The sequence below is a fragment of the Rhizobium leucaenae USDA 9039 genome (assembly GCF_000426285.1).
Lineage (GTDB): Bacteria > Pseudomonadota > Alphaproteobacteria > Rhizobiales > Rhizobiaceae > Rhizobium > Rhizobium leucaenae.
The window spans coordinates 1-13,826 of sequence record NZ_AUFB01000035.1; the positions used below are offsets into that span (position 1 = coordinate 1).

The 13,826-nt window shown below is 60.4% G+C and carries 13 protein-coding genes; 1 reads left to right on the forward strand and 12 read right to left on the reverse strand.

Translation table 11 applies throughout. The annotated features are described in order from the left end of the window. Positions 1 to 556 (forward strand): transposase (locus K290_RS38555; RefSeq protein ID WP_051264256.1); only part of this gene is annotated, 556 nt, incomplete at its 5' end. A gap of 26 nt (positions 557 to 582) precedes the next feature. Here the strand turns inward: K290_RS38555 and K290_RS0129120 are convergent. The 12 genes from K290_RS0129120 to eutB all read right to left on the reverse strand — a co-directional run bounded on the left by K290_RS0129120 (position 583) and on the right by eutB (position 13,797). After that, positions 583 to 2,028 carry a Glu/Leu/Phe/Val family dehydrogenase gene (locus tag K290_RS0129120; RefSeq protein WP_037136561.1) on the reverse strand — a complete coding sequence of 482 codons (1,446 nt, stop codon included), beginning with the start codon at positions 2,026 to 2,028 and terminating at the stop codon, positions 583 to 585. A gap of 44 nt (positions 2,029 to 2,072) precedes the next feature. Next, positions 2,073 to 2,570, reverse strand: a complete 498-nt coding sequence (locus tag K290_RS0129125; RefSeq protein ID WP_004128902.1) for a UPF0262 family protein — start codon at positions 2,568 to 2,570, stop codon at positions 2,073 to 2,075. Between the two features lie 12 nt (positions 2,571 to 2,582). Then, positions 2,583 to 3,716 (reverse strand): acetyl-CoA C-acetyltransferase, encoded by a 1,134-nt coding sequence (locus K290_RS0129130; RefSeq protein WP_004128900.1) that lies wholly within the window; start codon positions 3,714 to 3,716, stop codon positions 2,583 to 2,585. 70 nt (positions 3,717 to 3,786) lie between these two features. Beyond that, positions 3,787 to 4,416: a 3-oxoacid CoA-transferase subunit B gene (locus K290_RS0129135; RefSeq protein ID WP_004128898.1), complete on the reverse strand. Its 630-nt coding sequence runs from the start codon at positions 4,414 to 4,416 to the stop codon at positions 3,787 to 3,789. A gap of 16 nt (positions 4,417 to 4,432) precedes the next feature. Continuing rightward, positions 4,433 to 5,131, reverse strand: coding sequence for a CoA transferase subunit A (locus tag K290_RS0129140; protein ID WP_004128896.1), 699 nt, complete (start codon positions 5,129 to 5,131; stop codon positions 4,433 to 4,435). A gap of 104 nt (positions 5,132 to 5,235) precedes the next feature. Then, positions 5,236 to 6,645: an aldehyde dehydrogenase family protein gene (locus tag K290_RS0129145; protein ID WP_004128894.1), complete on the reverse strand. Its 1,410-nt coding sequence runs from the start codon at positions 6,643 to 6,645 to the stop codon at positions 5,236 to 5,238. Between the two features lie 138 nt (positions 6,646 to 6,783). After that, on the reverse strand, positions 6,784 to 8,187 hold the full coding sequence (locus K290_RS0129150) for an aspartate aminotransferase family protein (protein WP_004128893.1): 1,404 nt from the start codon (positions 8,185 to 8,187) through the stop codon (positions 6,784 to 6,786). 410 nt (positions 8,188 to 8,597) lie between these two features. Next, positions 8,598 to 9,653 carry a C45 family autoproteolytic acyltransferase/hydrolase gene (locus K290_RS0129155; protein ID WP_004128892.1) on the reverse strand — a complete coding sequence of 352 codons (1,056 nt, stop codon included), beginning with the start codon at positions 9,651 to 9,653 and terminating at the stop codon, positions 8,598 to 8,600. A gap of 118 nt (positions 9,654 to 9,771) precedes the next feature. Continuing rightward, positions 9,772 to 10,953 carry a M24 family metallopeptidase gene (locus tag K290_RS0129160; protein WP_004128891.1) on the reverse strand — a complete coding sequence of 394 codons (1,182 nt, stop codon included), beginning with the start codon at positions 10,951 to 10,953 and terminating at the stop codon, positions 9,772 to 9,774. A 30-nt stretch (positions 10,954 to 10,983) separates the two neighbouring features. Beyond that, the gene (locus K290_RS0129165) at positions 10,984 to 11,700 is read right to left on the reverse strand and encodes an aspartate/glutamate racemase family protein (protein WP_004128890.1); all 717 of its coding nucleotides are present in this window, start codon (positions 11,698 to 11,700) and stop codon (positions 10,984 to 10,986) included. A 121-nt stretch (positions 11,701 to 11,821) separates the two neighbouring features. After that, positions 11,822 to 12,811: an ectoine utilization protein EutC gene (gene eutC / locus K290_RS0129170; RefSeq protein WP_004128888.1), complete on the reverse strand. Its 990-nt coding sequence runs from the start codon at positions 12,809 to 12,811 to the stop codon at positions 11,822 to 11,824. Continuing rightward, positions 12,808 to 13,797 carry a hydroxyectoine utilization dehydratase EutB gene (gene eutB / locus K290_RS0129175; protein ID WP_004128886.1) on the reverse strand — a complete coding sequence of 330 codons (990 nt, stop codon included), beginning with the start codon at positions 13,795 to 13,797 and terminating at the stop codon, positions 12,808 to 12,810. The genes eutC and eutB overlap by 4 nt, the downstream gene beginning before the upstream one ends. Positions 13,798 to 13,826: the final 29 nt, after the last annotated feature.

Below are 13,826 nucleotides of genomic sequence, written 5' to 3' on the forward strand. Positions count from 1 at the left end.
CAACACTGACCTCAACTCTCGCTTCGCCGCCGTGCGCGTCAGGCCCGCGTCCAGGGATTACAAATTGACCGAGCCCCGCGCCGAGGAATGGCTGCTGATCGAATGGCCCGAGGGTGATGCCGAACCACTCAAATACTGGCTCTCCACTCTCCCGGCCGCCGCTTCGCTCGCAAAGCTCGTCAGCACCGCCAAGCTGCGCTGGCGCATCGAGCGCGACTATCAGGAACTCAAACAGGAACTCGGGCTCGGCCACTATGAGGGACGCGGTTGGCGCGGCTTCCATCATCATGCAAGCCTCTGCATTGCCGCTTACGGATTCCTCATCTCCCAAAGGGAGACGATTCCCCCCTCAGCGCCGCCCGAAACCAAAAACCGCCCGCAATCTGGCCTTCCCCAGGGTTATCGACCCCGCGGAGCCCCCGATCCGACCCGAGCGACACGTGTCGAATTCGATCGCCACAATCCGAAGGCACTTGACCGTCGCACTCAGTCGCAACCTCCAGCGATGTCCATGCTGCTCCCGGATGAAGGATCGATAAAATCCACAAATTTGTGACGCAGTAAGACTAGGCAGGCAATTGATCAGATTCCTATCGCTTCATAAGCATCGGCGATCTGCCGGATCGACGCGACATAGGCGGCGGTCCGGTAGTCACCGAGTTCCGGTTGCTGTTCGATGAGGTCGGCGATCCGTGTCCAGGTGCTGCGCATGACGTCTTCGAGGCCGGACCGGACGAGGTCGATCTCGGCGCCGCCTTCGAGGAATTCATCGCGGATATCGGCGGGGAATTCCTTGCCGGTCATGCGTTCCAGCGCCATTGCGATGGTCTGGTTGCGCCGCTCGCGCCGGCGCCGTTCCATCAGACCGAAGGGAATATGCGTCAGGTTCTTTACCCACTCGAAGTAGCTGACGACGACACCGCCGGCATTGACGTAAAGATCGGGAAGAACGGTGATCCCTCGGGTGCGAAGCACCTTGTCAGCCTCGAAGGTGATCGGGCCGTTGGCCGCCTCGACGACCAAATTTGCCTTGATGCGGTCTGCATTGCCCGCATGGATGGCATTCTCCATGGCCGCCGGAATGAGGACGTCGCATGGCTGCGCAATGCCCGTCATATCGCCGGCAAACGAGGTGGCGTCTTCGAAGCCGAGAATGCTGCCGGTCTTGATATGATGCTGCTTCAGCGCCTCGATCGCAAGACCATCGGCGTTGGCGACATAGCCGTCGCGTTCGGCAACAATCGTCACCCGGGCACCGTCTTCTTCAGAGACGAACTTTGCCGCATGGTAGCCGACATTGCCGAAGCCCTGGACGATGATTGCAGCACCCTTCAGATCGCGCTTGCCGTTCAGGCCGGCAGTGCGCGGATCGCGGAGATAGCTCTGGATGGCGAACTGCACGCCTCGGCCGGTTGCCTCGGTGCGGCCGGCAATACCGCCCTTCGACAGCGGCTTGCCGGTGACGCAGGCGCGCGCGTTGATGACATCGGTCGGATTGGCGCGGCGGAACTCGTCCATCATCCAGGCCATTTCCCGCTCGCCGGTGCCGATGTCGGGTGCCGGGACGTTGACGCCGGGGCCGATCAGGCCGCGCTTGTTGAGTTCCTGGGTGAAGCGGCGGGTGATGCGCTCGAGCTCCTGCGGCGTCCATTCGCGCGGATCGATCTTTAGCGCGCCCTTCGAGCCGCCGAACGGCACATCGACCAGCGAGCATTTGAGCGTCATCAGCGCTGCCAGGGCCTCGACCTCTTCAGCATCGGCATTCGACGCATAGCGAATGCCGCCCTTCACCGGCTCGCAGTGCTCGCTATGGACCGAGCGCCAGCCGATAAAGCTGTACATGCGACCCCGCAGGCGGACGCCGAACCGAACCGTGTAGGTCGAGTTGCACTGCATGATCCGCTCCGACAGGCCTTCCGGCAGGTCGAGGAATGTCATGGCATGACGGAAGTTTTGGTCAACGCTATCCAGGAAGCCTGCGGAGCTGGTTTCTCCGGCTTGCACGTTGCGTTGTGGTATTGCGTTCACTGGGGTGTTCCTCCTTGGTGGGAAAGTTTCGGGCCGAAGCTGTGTCAGCTCAGCAGAACTCGACGGTCGGCATTGCGCACGAGCAGGGCGTAGATCAGTGTGAACAGCCGGCGGGCGGTGTCGTTGTCGATGTTCACTTTCGCTGACAGCCGGCTTTTCAGCAGTTCGGCTGCCTCGTTATGGACGCCGCGCCGGCCCATATCGATCGCCTCAAGCCGTTCAGGGCCTGGGTGGCGGATGGCGTCGTAGTAGCTCTCACAGATGCGGGTATAGTCTTTCAGCAATCGGCGGAACGGCGTCAGCGACAGGTAGTGACTGACGACATGCTCGCCATGGGCATCGGCGACATGTAACGCGAGGCGCCCGTCGGCCGCCGCAATCGTGAGGCGGTATGGCCCGCCATCGTGACCGACCGGAATGAAGGTGTTGGATTCCAAGAGGTCGATAACCGCGAGCGCTTGCTCCCGCTCAATTCTCGCGTCCCGGCCAGCGAACGACCGGTCGAGCGATACGTCGCAGAGACGGTACTCGGCGGAGGCCATGGCCCTGCCTCCTCACATCGCTTCCACGCACATGGCGACACCCATGCCGCCGCCGATGCAGAGCGTTGCCAGACGTTTCCTGGCGCCGCGGCGCTTCATTTCGAAGAGCAGCGTGTTGAGCACGCGGGCGCCGGAGGCACCGATCGGATGGCCGATGGCGATGGCGCCACCATTGACATTGACGATGCCAGGATCCCAGCCGAGGTCCTTGTTGACCGCGCAGGCCTGCGCCGCGAAAGCCTCGTTGGCCTCGACCAGCTCGACATCGCCGATCGCCCAGCCGGCTCTGGCCAGCGCCTTGCGCGAAGCCGGGATAGGGCCGGTGCCCATGACCTGCGGGTCGACGCCGGCCGTTGCCCAGGAGACGATGCGCGCAAGCGGCTGGATGCCGCGCTTGGAAGCCTGCGCTTCGCTCATCAGCAGGGTGGCGGCGGCGCCGTCATTGAGGCCGGAGGCGTTGCCGGCGGTGACCGTGCCTTCCTTGTCGAAGGCCGGACGCAGCTTGGTCATCTGGTCGAGCGTTGCGCCGTGGCGGATATATTCGTCCTGGTCGACGGTGACGTCGCCCTTGCGGCCATTGACGATGAAGGGAATGATCTCGTCGGCGAAACGCCCAGCCTTCTGTGCGGCCTCGGCCTGGTTCTGCGAGGCGAGTGCGAACGCATCCTGCTCCTCGCGGCTGAGCTGCCACTGACGGGCGACGTTCTCGGCGGTGATGCCCATATGATAACCGTAGAAGGCGTCGGTCAGGCCGTCCTTGATCATCGTGTCGATCATCTTGAAGTCGCCCATCTTCATGCCGCCAGCGACGATGATATCCGCATCACCGGTTGCAATCTGCTGCATGCCGAGCGCGACGGCGCGAAGGCCCGAGCCACAGAGCTGGTTCATGCCCCAGGCGGTCTTTTCCTGTGGGACACCCGCCTTCATCGCTGCCTGGCGCGCCGGATTCTGGCCCTCGCCAGCCTGCAGCACCTGGCCGAGGATCACCTCGTCGACTTCACCCGCTTCGACGCCCGCGCGCTCAAGTACGCCCTTGATGACGGCAGCACCGAGCTCATGCGCCGGCGTGTTGCCGAAGGCGCCGTTGAAGGATCCGACCGCGGTGCGGCCAGCACTGGCGATGACGATCGATGGGATGCTCATGGTGGTCTCCTCTATGGTCCTCGCGAAGCCGGCACAGGCCGGCTCCAGCTACTCGGCAAAAGGCTCAGGCCTAGTTGACGATGGTCGCCTCGGTGGCGCTGCGGATCTCGCCGTCGGTGACGCCCTCGGCAAGCTCGACCAGCTTCAGTCCGCCATCGACGACGTCGAGCACACCGAGATTGGTGATGATCCGATCGACGACGCTTTGTCCGGTCAGCGGCAGGGTGCAGGCCTTCAGCACCTTGGATTCGCCTGATTTGTTGGTGTGGTCCATGACGACCACCACCCGCTTCACACCAGCAACCAGATCCATCGCGCCACCCATGCCCTTGACGAGCTTGCCGGGGATCATCCAGTTGGCGAGGTCACCGTTCTCGGCTACCTCCATCGCGCCCAGGATCGCCATCGCGATCTTGCCGCCGCGGATCATCGCGAAGCTCTGCGCTGAATCGAAGAAGGCGGAATGCGGCAGTGCCGTCACCGTCTGCTTGCCGGCATTGATCAGATCGGCATCGATCTCACCCTCGGACGGAAAGGGACCGATGCCGAGCAGGCCATTCTCCGACTGCAGCGTCACGTGGACGCCGTCAGGGATGTAGTTGGCGACCAGCGTCGGGATGCCGATGCCGAGATTGACGTAGGTGCCGTCTTGAAGTTCGCGTGCAGCGCGCGCCGCCATCTGGTTTCTGTCCCAGGCCATGTGTTTCTCCCCAGCCTCAAGCCGCCGCGCGCGTGGTGCGCTGTTCGATGCGTTTCCCGTGCTGACCCTGGATCAGGCGATGCACGTAGATCCCCGGCACATGGATGTGATCGGGATCCAGGCTGCCGACCGGGACGATTTCCTCGACTTCAGCGACACAGATCTTGCCGCATGTGGCGGCCGGCGGATTGAAGTTGCGGGCCGTCTTGCGGAAGACGAGATTGCCCGAGGTATCCGCCTTCCAGGCCTTGACGATCGACAGGTCGGCGACGATTCCAGTCTCGAGAACGAAGACCTCTCCATCAAAGACCTTGAGTTCTTTTCCTTTCGCGACGACGGTGCCGACGCCGGTCTTGGTGTAGAAGCCGGCAATGCCGGCGCCGCCGGCGCGCATGCGCTCGGCAAGTGTTCCCTGGGGGTTGAACTCGAGCTCGAGTTCACCGCTCAGATATTGCCGCATGAACTCGGCGTTCTCACCGACATAGGACGAGATCATCTTCCGGATCTGCCTGGTCGTCAGCAGCACGCCAAGGCCGAAGTCGTCAACACCGCAATTGTTCGACGCGATTGTCAGGTCCTTGGTGCCAGCTTTGCGGATCGCATCGATCAACAGCTCCGGAATGCCGCAAAGGCCAAAGCCACCCGCCGCGATGAACATGCCGTCGAACAGCAAGCCCTCAAGTGCTGACGTCGGATTGTCGAAGATTTTGTTCATTCTCCCCCCATCAGGTTCGGCTGTTGCGGCGCCGAGGCGCCGCCTGGATTCATTCACTTGGGTTCGAAAGTCCGGCAGCGGTATCAAACGGCTGCTAGGTCCCTTTACCCACGGTTGATACAAACGACCTTTGGCTGGGTCATCTCTTCATAGGCGAAGCGCACGCCTTCCCGGCCCATGCTGCCGTATTTGGAGCCGCCGAATGGCATGGCATCGAAGCGGTAGTCTGAGGAGTCGTTGATCATCACGCCGCCAGCTTCGATCCTGGCTGCGGCGTCAAGTGCGACATTGAGGTTGCTGGTGAAGATGCCGGCGTGCAGGCTGTATTCGGGTTCATTGGCCAGCTCGACCGCTTCATCGAGCGTCTCGAACGGTGCAAGCATGACCACGGGCGCAAACACTTCTTCGTGCCACAGGCGGCAGGTCACCGGCGTACCTTCCAGCACCGTCGGGTGATAGAGCGACCCTTCGCGTTTGTGGCCGCAGAGCAACTTCGCGCCGGCGGCGATGGCGTCGTTGACGGCTGCTTCGGTGCGTTGGGCGACCTCCTTGGAGATCATCGGACCGACATCTGTGTCCTCCTTCAGCGGATCGCCGGCCTTGAGTTTGTTCGTCGCCGCCACGAAAGCATCGCGGAAGCGCTCATAAAGCTCGGCCTGGACAAGAACACGCTGGGCGCCGATGCAATTCTGACCGGCTGCCCAGAAGGCGCCGGAGACGCATCCTTCAACCGCCTTGTCGAAGTCGCAGTCGTTCATGACGATGACCGGCGCATTGCCGCCAAGCTCCATCGCGAGTTTCTTAAGGCCCGCCTTGCGGCTGATCGCTTCTCCGGTAGCGAAGCCGCCGGTAAACGACACCATGCGAACCTCACGCGCGGAGACGAGAGCCGAGACGATCTCGCGATCGCCGTGAACGACGGTGATGATCTCGGGTGGCAAGCCCGCTTCCACCAAGGCTTCGACAAGCTTGATCGAGGAGAACGGCGTCAGGTTTGACGGTTTCAGCAGAACCGCATTGCCGCCGGCAATCGCCGGACCGAGCTTGTGCGCGACCAGGTTCAGCGGATCGTTGTAAGGTGTAATGGCGGTGATGATCCCGAGCGGCTCGCGGGTGAACCAGCCCTGACGCTGTTCCGAGCCGACATAGGCATCGAACGGTACGATCTCACCGGCATTGCGCTTTGCCTCCTCGGCAGAGAGCTTTAACGTATTGACGCAACGAAGCACTTCCTTGCGCGCCTGGACGATCGTCTTGCCGGCTTCGCGCACGATGGTTTCGGCAAATGCTTCACGGGGGCTCTCGATGATCCGCGCAGCTCCTTCGAGGATGCGCGCGCGCTCATGTCTCGGCAGCCTGGCTGAAAGCTCTGCGCCGCGACGGGCGCGGGCCAGAAGTTCGTTAATTTCGCTCGCATCCGTGGCGTCAATCGTCCCGAGGACAGACCCGTCATAAGGGCTGTAAACAGTGATCGGCGCCAGACTGGTGGTGATATGAAGTTTGGCAACGGTCATAGGCCGGCTTCCTCTTGCGTGATGATGCGCCACCTGCGCGGCGGCTGAGTTGGTCGGTCAGGGCAAGGAGAGGTCCCTGCCCTGTTCTCGTTTCCATGACTGCATTGGTTGCGGTAGGAGCGACCGACCGCTTGGCGGTCAGATTTTCTGACCGTTCAGAACCAGGTCATCGATGACGCAGCGTACTGCCTTTTCCGCGATCGAGACGATCTCGTCGATCTCCGCCTTGGTGGTGACGAGCGGCGGCGCGAAGCCGAGGATGTCGCCATGCGGCATGGCGCGGGCGATGAGGCCCCGGTCTCGAGCAGCCTTGGAGACGCGGGCACCGACCTTCAGCGACGGATCAAACCTGGTCTTGTTCTCACGGTCGGCAACGAATTCAATCGCGCCCATCAGGCCAACACCACGCACTTCACCGACGATCGGCAGCTGCGCGAACTTCTCCTTGAGCTGGGCCTGGAAATAGGCACCGACTTCGCGGGCATTGCCGGGCAGGTCTTCCTTTTCGACGATGTCGAGCACCGCGTTTGCGGCGGCCGCACCGATCGGGTGCCCGGAATAGGTATAGCCATGCGAGAAGGCGCCGACCTTGTCAGCTCCCTCTTCCATGACCTTGTAGACCTTCTCGCCCACGATCGAAGCCGATAGCGGAAAGTAGGCCGAGGTCAGGCCCTTGGCGACCGTGATCAGGTCGGGTTCGATGCCGTAGTGCTGCGAACCGAACATCGAGCCGGTGCGGCCGAAGCCGGTGATCACCTCGTCGGCGATCAGCAGCACGTCGTGCTTCTTCAGCACCGCCTGGATTGCTTCCCAATAGCCTTCCGGCGGTGGCGTGATGCCACCGGTGCCAAGCACCGGCTCGGCGATGAAAGCGCCGACATTGTCCGGTCCAAGCGTCTCGATCATCTCGTCGAGCTCGGCGGCGCGACGGGCCGAGAATTCGCGTTCGGTCTCGCCGGGGTTGGCGCCCCAATAGTGATGCGGAACACCGGCGTGATCGATCTGCGGGAGCGGCAGATCCATATGGTCGTGATAGAAGCTCATGCCGGTCATCGAGCCGGAGACGACGCTACAGCCATGATAGCCGCGTTCACGCGAAATGATCTTCTTCTTCGTCGGCTTGCCACGCAGATTGTTGTAGTACCAGACGAGCTTGGCCTGGGTCTCGTTGGCGTCCGAACCGGACATGCCGTAGAACACCTTGCTCATCTTGCCGGGCGCCATCTTGACGAGGCGGTCGGAGAGGATAGCCAACTCATCGGTCGTGTGCGCGGCATAGGAATGATAATAGGCCAGGCGATAGGCCTGACGAGAGATCGCCTCGGCAACCTCGGTGCGGCCATAGCCGACATTGACGCAGTAGAGACCGGCAAAACCGTCGATCAGCTGGTTGCCGTGCGCATCCTGGATGCGGATTCCCTTGCCGGTCTCCACGATCGTCGGTTCGCCGAGCTTGCCGGTCGCAAAGTCCTTCAACTGGGTGAAGGGATGCAGGACCGAGTTACGATCTTTCTCAGCGATGTCTTTGATGTTGATGGTCATTTTAACCCCTTCGGTCGCCGCTTTTCAGCTGCGCGCTTTTCTTCCTGTGAACCTGGGCCTGATCAAGTGCGAGCAGCAAAACCTCGACTTGAGGACAGCTTTCGCTTGCCCGACCCGCTCAGATGATATTGCCTGTAGGTGCTAGCTTCATCGCACCATTTCGCTCCGGGGTGACGCCGGGTTCCTGCAATCTTCCTCGCTTTTTGCAGGAATTCGCTATCGGTGGAGGCTTTGCTGATTTGACCCGTGCGGTCGGCTCATTGGGTTGGATCGACCGCGGAGACATAGGTTGAAGAACAAAGCGAGGATCGAGGGTGCTTGAGGACCGGCCCACCTCAGGTGAGATTGGAATGTCAGGCCACACTCTCCACCCATCGCAAGCGTCCGCGCAGCCTCAAAACATCACCAGCCTACTTGACTAGCACCGTTCCTCCCAGGACATCGCACTCGTTGGGGGCAGCATGGACGCTCCAATCAACCCGGTCAGCGGATAGCGCGAACACGCCCATCGCCAGAGTTTGCGACCCATCGATTGTTCCGTTCTTGTAGATCGGCACCGTCTCATCGAATAGAGCGACTTCTGCGTCTTCAGCGAGCCTTTGTCCGGCAGTAACCCGGTCCACTGCCGCCTGACGATCGCGGGAAGAGGCGCTGATGGTCTGCTCCAACTGGGCGAATTCTTCGAAGATCAAATGGTTCGCATGGCCTTGGGGGGTGACGGCCTCCCGAATGGCGCAGCCTGAAGCGGGAGCCTCGATTGAGACGAGCCGGCGCGTTTTCGTCTCGCCGAGATTATGATGGAATCCGCTGGCACGGTCCTTGCGCTTGAGGATTTCTACCGCATCGCATAACGACCTTGAGTCGAGGATCGCGCGGCAGATGATGTGTCGGGGTACTCCAGGCTGAAGATCATGCGCGGTGATGTTATTTATCGTCTGCACGAGCCCCATCTCATTGAAGCCAAACGTGTGGCCGGGCAGCATGCCAGGGTACATGAAGCTGGCCCAGGCTGGTCCCTCGTCCGGCTCGACTTCAACCCAAAAGCAGGCGCCGAGGAGCGCTTGGTCACCGTCCTCGTTATGGGCAATTATTGCGGGGCGGTCGTCCTGCGCCGGCAGCAGGAGTGTCGTGCATCCATTGGCAGCAACCGACCCTGTTGCCGGGGAGACATCCTCGGGAAGCCGAAGGTCTCCGCGGCAATTCCAGAGGAAGATCGAATCGAAATCTTGACCGGCGCCTTCGGCGATGCCCTCGATTTCGCGCACAAAGCGGGGATAGGTTGCGCGCGCCGCAGCTTCGAGAGCCTTCAAATATGCAGATCGGCGCCACCGGGTATCCAACGCCCGATATTCTTCAGTGTGCAAGACGCGCTCTCGGAAAGCAGAAGCGCTTGCTCGTCCGAGTGTCACGCCGATCGAGAAGGCATCGCCCTTGGCACGGACGCGCGAAATGGGATTTTTGGACATGCGACTTTCCTCATCGTTTCTTTCGCACTTGAGGTGTCCAATTCAAGGAAGCCACGCCTCCTTGTGGCAAGGCGTCACCGGGCGCATTGTGGATCACGATTTCGCCCGGGGATTGGACTCACTCGATAACGAGCAACTTGCGGGGGACATTGGACAGGAATTCGACTTCGCCCTCCGTGATCAAGAAACTTTCGGTAATTTCGATACCCCAGTCGTCGTACCAAAGCCCGGACATGAAATGAAATGTCATGCCTGGGCGCAGCTCGGTCTTATCACCGTCGCGGAAGCTGGCGGAGTTCTCGCCCCACGCCGGCGGGTATCCCATGCCAATGGAGTAGCCGGCGCGGCTTGCCTTCTTCAGACCGTATTTCGCAAGGGCATTTCCGTAGGCCAGAGCGATATCTTCGCAGTAATTTCCCACCACAGCCTTCTCAAGGCCGGCGCTCATGCCTTCCAAAACGGCCTTCTCAGCATCCAGCATTTGCTGGCTCGGCTTACCGAGATAGTACGACCGAGAGAGCGGGCAGTGGTACCGTTTGTGTACACCAGCAAGTTCAAAGAAGATGCTTTCGTTCGCGCGAATGGGCTTATCAGTCCACGTCAGATGAGGAGCTGAGGCATCGGCACCGGCGCCAAGGTTGGGTACGGCTGACGGATAGTCTCCCCAGTAGTCGCCCACACCACGGGTGCCAACATAGGAAATTTCAGCGATTATGTCCGACTGTTTTACTTCCGGCCGCAGCACCTCTGTGATGCGCTCATACATCGCTTCGACAATCTTGCCGGCGCCGCGCATATATTCGATTTCACGAGGGGATTTGACGATGCGTTCCCAGTTGATCATGCGCATGGCGTTTTTGAAGCGCGCGTTGGGAAGTGCGGCTGTAAGGGCTTCGAAACCGGCCGGTGAGAAATAGTAGCTGTCCTTCTCCAGACCGATTATGGCTGAACCGTGCCCCTCATCCGTGAGGAACTGGCCAAGAACGGTCATGGGGTGCAAGGTGTCTGACTGAACGTAGTGGTCCTCGTACCACCTGATCCGATCCTCGCCGATATATGCCGTGCGACGGCATCCATTGGCATCCTGACCACGGCCGAACCAGAGGGGATCCTTGTCCTTTGACACAACAACACATTGTGGCACGTAGAACGAGTTGCCCTCGTAACCGGTAAGCCAGCCCATGTTAGCGGGATCGGTAACGACCAGTACGTCTATGCCAGCTCGCTCCATGGCGCTGCGCGCCTTCTCGAGGCGTGTTCTGTATTCAGAAAGTTCGAACCGTAGTTTCTCGTCAGACATTTCAGTTCCTTTAGATTTGGATGCGCTAAGTCAGACGCGGGCGGTCACAGTCGCAAGCGTCAGTTTGCAGAGGTCGGTAATGTCGTAGATGGGCAGTCCTGTCTTCAGCCGAAGGGCATTTGCAACGACAGGGAAGCCAGTGCACTCGAAGAGTATCATCGCAATCTCGGGGTGGTCGGAGCGCAGTTGATCGATACGGGCACCGACCTCCTGCTGGATCTGATCCAGCGCTGTCCGCACGAACGGCCGCGCCACGGCATTGCGCACGTATACACCACCTTCGATGCCTCCGACGACCACGCGCTTCCGATCCGCCGGGTGCTGGATGCCCAACAGGTCTTCGGTGCAATGTCGCGAATCCGCTGTTAATACCGCGAGCTTTTTCGCGGGCGATAGCTGACGTAACAAAGTCGGAATGAGTAGAAGGCTTGAGGTTATGACGGGTACATTGACTGCTGCAGAGATTGCAGACTGGTGGCGGATAAGGAAGCCGCAGTCAGCGGCAACAACGTTGGCACCTCGATCGACCAATCGCTGTGCAGCCGCAATGCAGGCGTGTTCCAGCGAAGCATCACCTCGAATGACAACCTCTGCAAAGGCGCCTTCCACCATTTCCGTGATCACAGGCCCGCCAAACGTTGCCGGGTGCAATAGGGATCCTTCGCGCGGGCTAAGAAGCGGACTGTCTGGTGACACGCCTTCATCCAGCTCAAGTAGTCCAAGAACAGTGCTGCTTTGCGAAGTCATGATGAAGTTCCTCGATTTCGGACGGGTTTGGTCAATGCGAGTATCGTAAGACGTGTGAACTTGCTCGACTGCGCCTCACGCCCAGGCGGCCACCGACTTCAGTGCCGGCCCAGGCACGTCATCAGTCTATTGTTGTTCCGGCTTTGACGGCCAGCGCTCTTGCGAAAGCAAGATTTGCAATGGCAGTGTCTTGAATACCCGTCCCGGTCAGATCGGCGATCGTGATCTGGCGATCGTCGGTGCGTCCAGCCACAGCACCGGCAACAATCTGGCCGAGTTCTCGAAGGGCACGATCTTCCGCGACAGCCCCCGCCTCAATCGCGTGATGCAACTCACCGAGGCGTCGCGTCTGAGCGAGGCTGTCAGCCACGTAGAGATCGGCGCGCGCAATAGCCTCGGCCTCTACTTCGTTCTTGTGTTCGGCATCGGAGCCCATCGCCGTGATGTGCTGTCCTTGTTCGAGCCATCGAGCTTCCAGGATCGGCTGATCAGCCGGCGTTGTGGTGATGATCACATGCGCACCGGCAACGGCTGCTTCCCGGCTATCGGAAGCGATGACGCTGATGCCCAATTGGTCAGACAGTTCTCGGGCCGTCTTGTTGGCTTTGGCAGCGTCACGCGCCCAAATCCGCGCCTCACGAATTTGTCGGACCAGCATGAGCGCCTGCAACTGTAGGCGCGCCTGCATACCAGCGCCAAAGACAGCAGCCACCGACGCGTCTTTGCGAGCGAGGTGCATTGCAGCCACGGCACCTGCTGCGGCCGTCCGAACATCGGTGAGATAACCATTATCCAGCAACAATGCTTGAACCAAACCGGTCTTGCTTGACAGCAAAACCATAAGGCCGTTTGTACTGGGCAAGCCAATTTCGGGATTGCCGAAAAAGCCGGGGCTGATCTTGATGGCGAAGCCATCGAGACCAGGTACGTAGGCCGTCTTGACGTCAACCTCACCGCGATGCTCCAAAATATCGAGGCGAAGAATTGGCGGCATCACCACTTTTTTTGTTGCAAGCGTGCGAAATGCCTCTTCCACGCAACGCACAGCCTCCAGATCAAGAGTCACCAGATCTCTCAGTTGCCGTTCAGTCAAAATGGTCATCGATCTCATGACGTGGTCCTCGCAATAATATCTGCTGTCTCATCGCTCACGACGCGACGATGTAAATTCATATCGATGTTGCGGCCCGACAGCACAGTCACGACGGGTCCATGAAGGTTGCGCACTTTGTTCGCCAGGAGCGCCGCGATGCCAATCGCCCCTGCGCCTTCGACGATCTCGCGCTCCTGGAGGTATGCATGTCGGATGCCAGCCGCTATTTCGGCTTCGCTCAACAAAATGACATCGTCCAAGAGGTCGCGGCACATGGGAAAAGTCCATTGATTGGCGAGGCCAATCCCGCCGCCGAGCGAATCCGCCAGACTTTCAAACTCATCGACCTGCACCGGGCGACCTGCATCAAGGCTTGCCTTCATCGCAGCGCCGCGATCCATCGTGAGCCCAATGATACGCACATCCGGCCGCTGGCTTTTCACGGCTGCCGCCACCCCAGAAGCCAAACCGCCCCCCGAGAGCTGGATGAGCACAGTCGCCACGTCCGGCAACGCTTCGACGATTTCTAGCCCTAGCGTTCCTTGACCGGCAATGATTGCCGGGTGATCGAACGGCGGGACGAGGCACCGTCCCTCGCCCGCCAACCTCTCGGCCTCTTCCTGAGCGTTATCCTGGGATTTTCCGACGATACGGACCTCGGCACCTAACCGGCGAATTTCCGAGACCTTGTTTTCGGGGACCAGGTTCGACATGCAGATCGTGGCCGTCACACCACACGTGTTGGCTGCGAACGACAGAGCACGACCGTGATTGCCCGTCGACGCGGCCACAACGCCGCGTGCCCGCTCGTCCGCGGACAGTTGAAGAATGGCATTGAAGGCGCCGCGCAGCTTGAAACTGCCTGTCGTCTGATGGTGCTCCAGCTTTAGATATACGGGCACAGCGCAACAGTTCGACAGAGACGGAGAATGCGCGAGCGGCGTAGTGAGTATGTGATCTTTGATGCGCCGTTTTGCGCCTTCAATGTCGTCGAGGTCAATCATCAAGGTCCTCCCTCCGCACCAGCCGCGCG

Excerpts from the sequence above, each read along its gene's own strand:
- K290_RS0129125 (WP_004128902.1), bottom strand. The coding sequence starts at position 2,570 with ATGGCCTCCGCCGAGTACCGTCTCTGCGACGTATCGCTCGACCGGTCG.
- K290_RS0129130 (WP_004128900.1), bottom strand. The coding sequence starts at position 3,716 with ATGAGCATCCCATCGATCGTCATCGCCAGTGCTGGCCGCACCGCGGTC.
- K290_RS0129135 (WP_004128898.1), bottom strand. The coding sequence starts at position 4,416 with ATGGCCTGGGACAGAAACCAGATGGCGGCGCGCGCTGCACGCGAACTT.
- K290_RS0129140 (WP_004128896.1), bottom strand. The coding sequence starts at position 5,131 with ATGAACAAAATCTTCGACAATCCGACGTCAGCACTTGAGGGCTTGCTG.
- K290_RS0129145 (WP_004128894.1), bottom strand. The coding sequence starts at position 6,645 with ATGACCGTTGCCAAACTTCATATCACCACCAGTCTGGCGCCGATCACT.
- K290_RS0129150 (WP_004128893.1), bottom strand. The coding sequence starts at position 8,187 with ATGACCATCAACATCAAAGACATCGCTGAGAAAGATCGTAACTCGGTC.
- K290_RS0129155 (WP_004128892.1), bottom strand. The coding sequence starts at position 9,653 with ATGTCCAAAAATCCCATTTCGCGCGTCCGTGCCAAGGGCGATGCCTTC.
- K290_RS0129160 (WP_004128891.1), bottom strand. The coding sequence starts at position 10,953 with ATGTCTGACGAGAAACTACGGTTCGAACTTTCTGAATACAGAACACGC.
- K290_RS0129165 (WP_004128890.1), bottom strand. The coding sequence starts at position 11,700 with ATGACTTCGCAAAGCAGCACTGTTCTTGGACTACTTGAGCTGGATGAA.
- eutC (WP_004128888.1), bottom strand. The coding sequence starts at position 12,811 with ATGAGATCGATGACCATTTTGACTGAACGGCAACTGAGAGATCTGGTG.
- eutB (WP_004128886.1), bottom strand. The coding sequence starts at position 13,797 with ATGATTGACCTCGACGACATTGAAGGCGCAAAACGGCGCATCAAAGAT.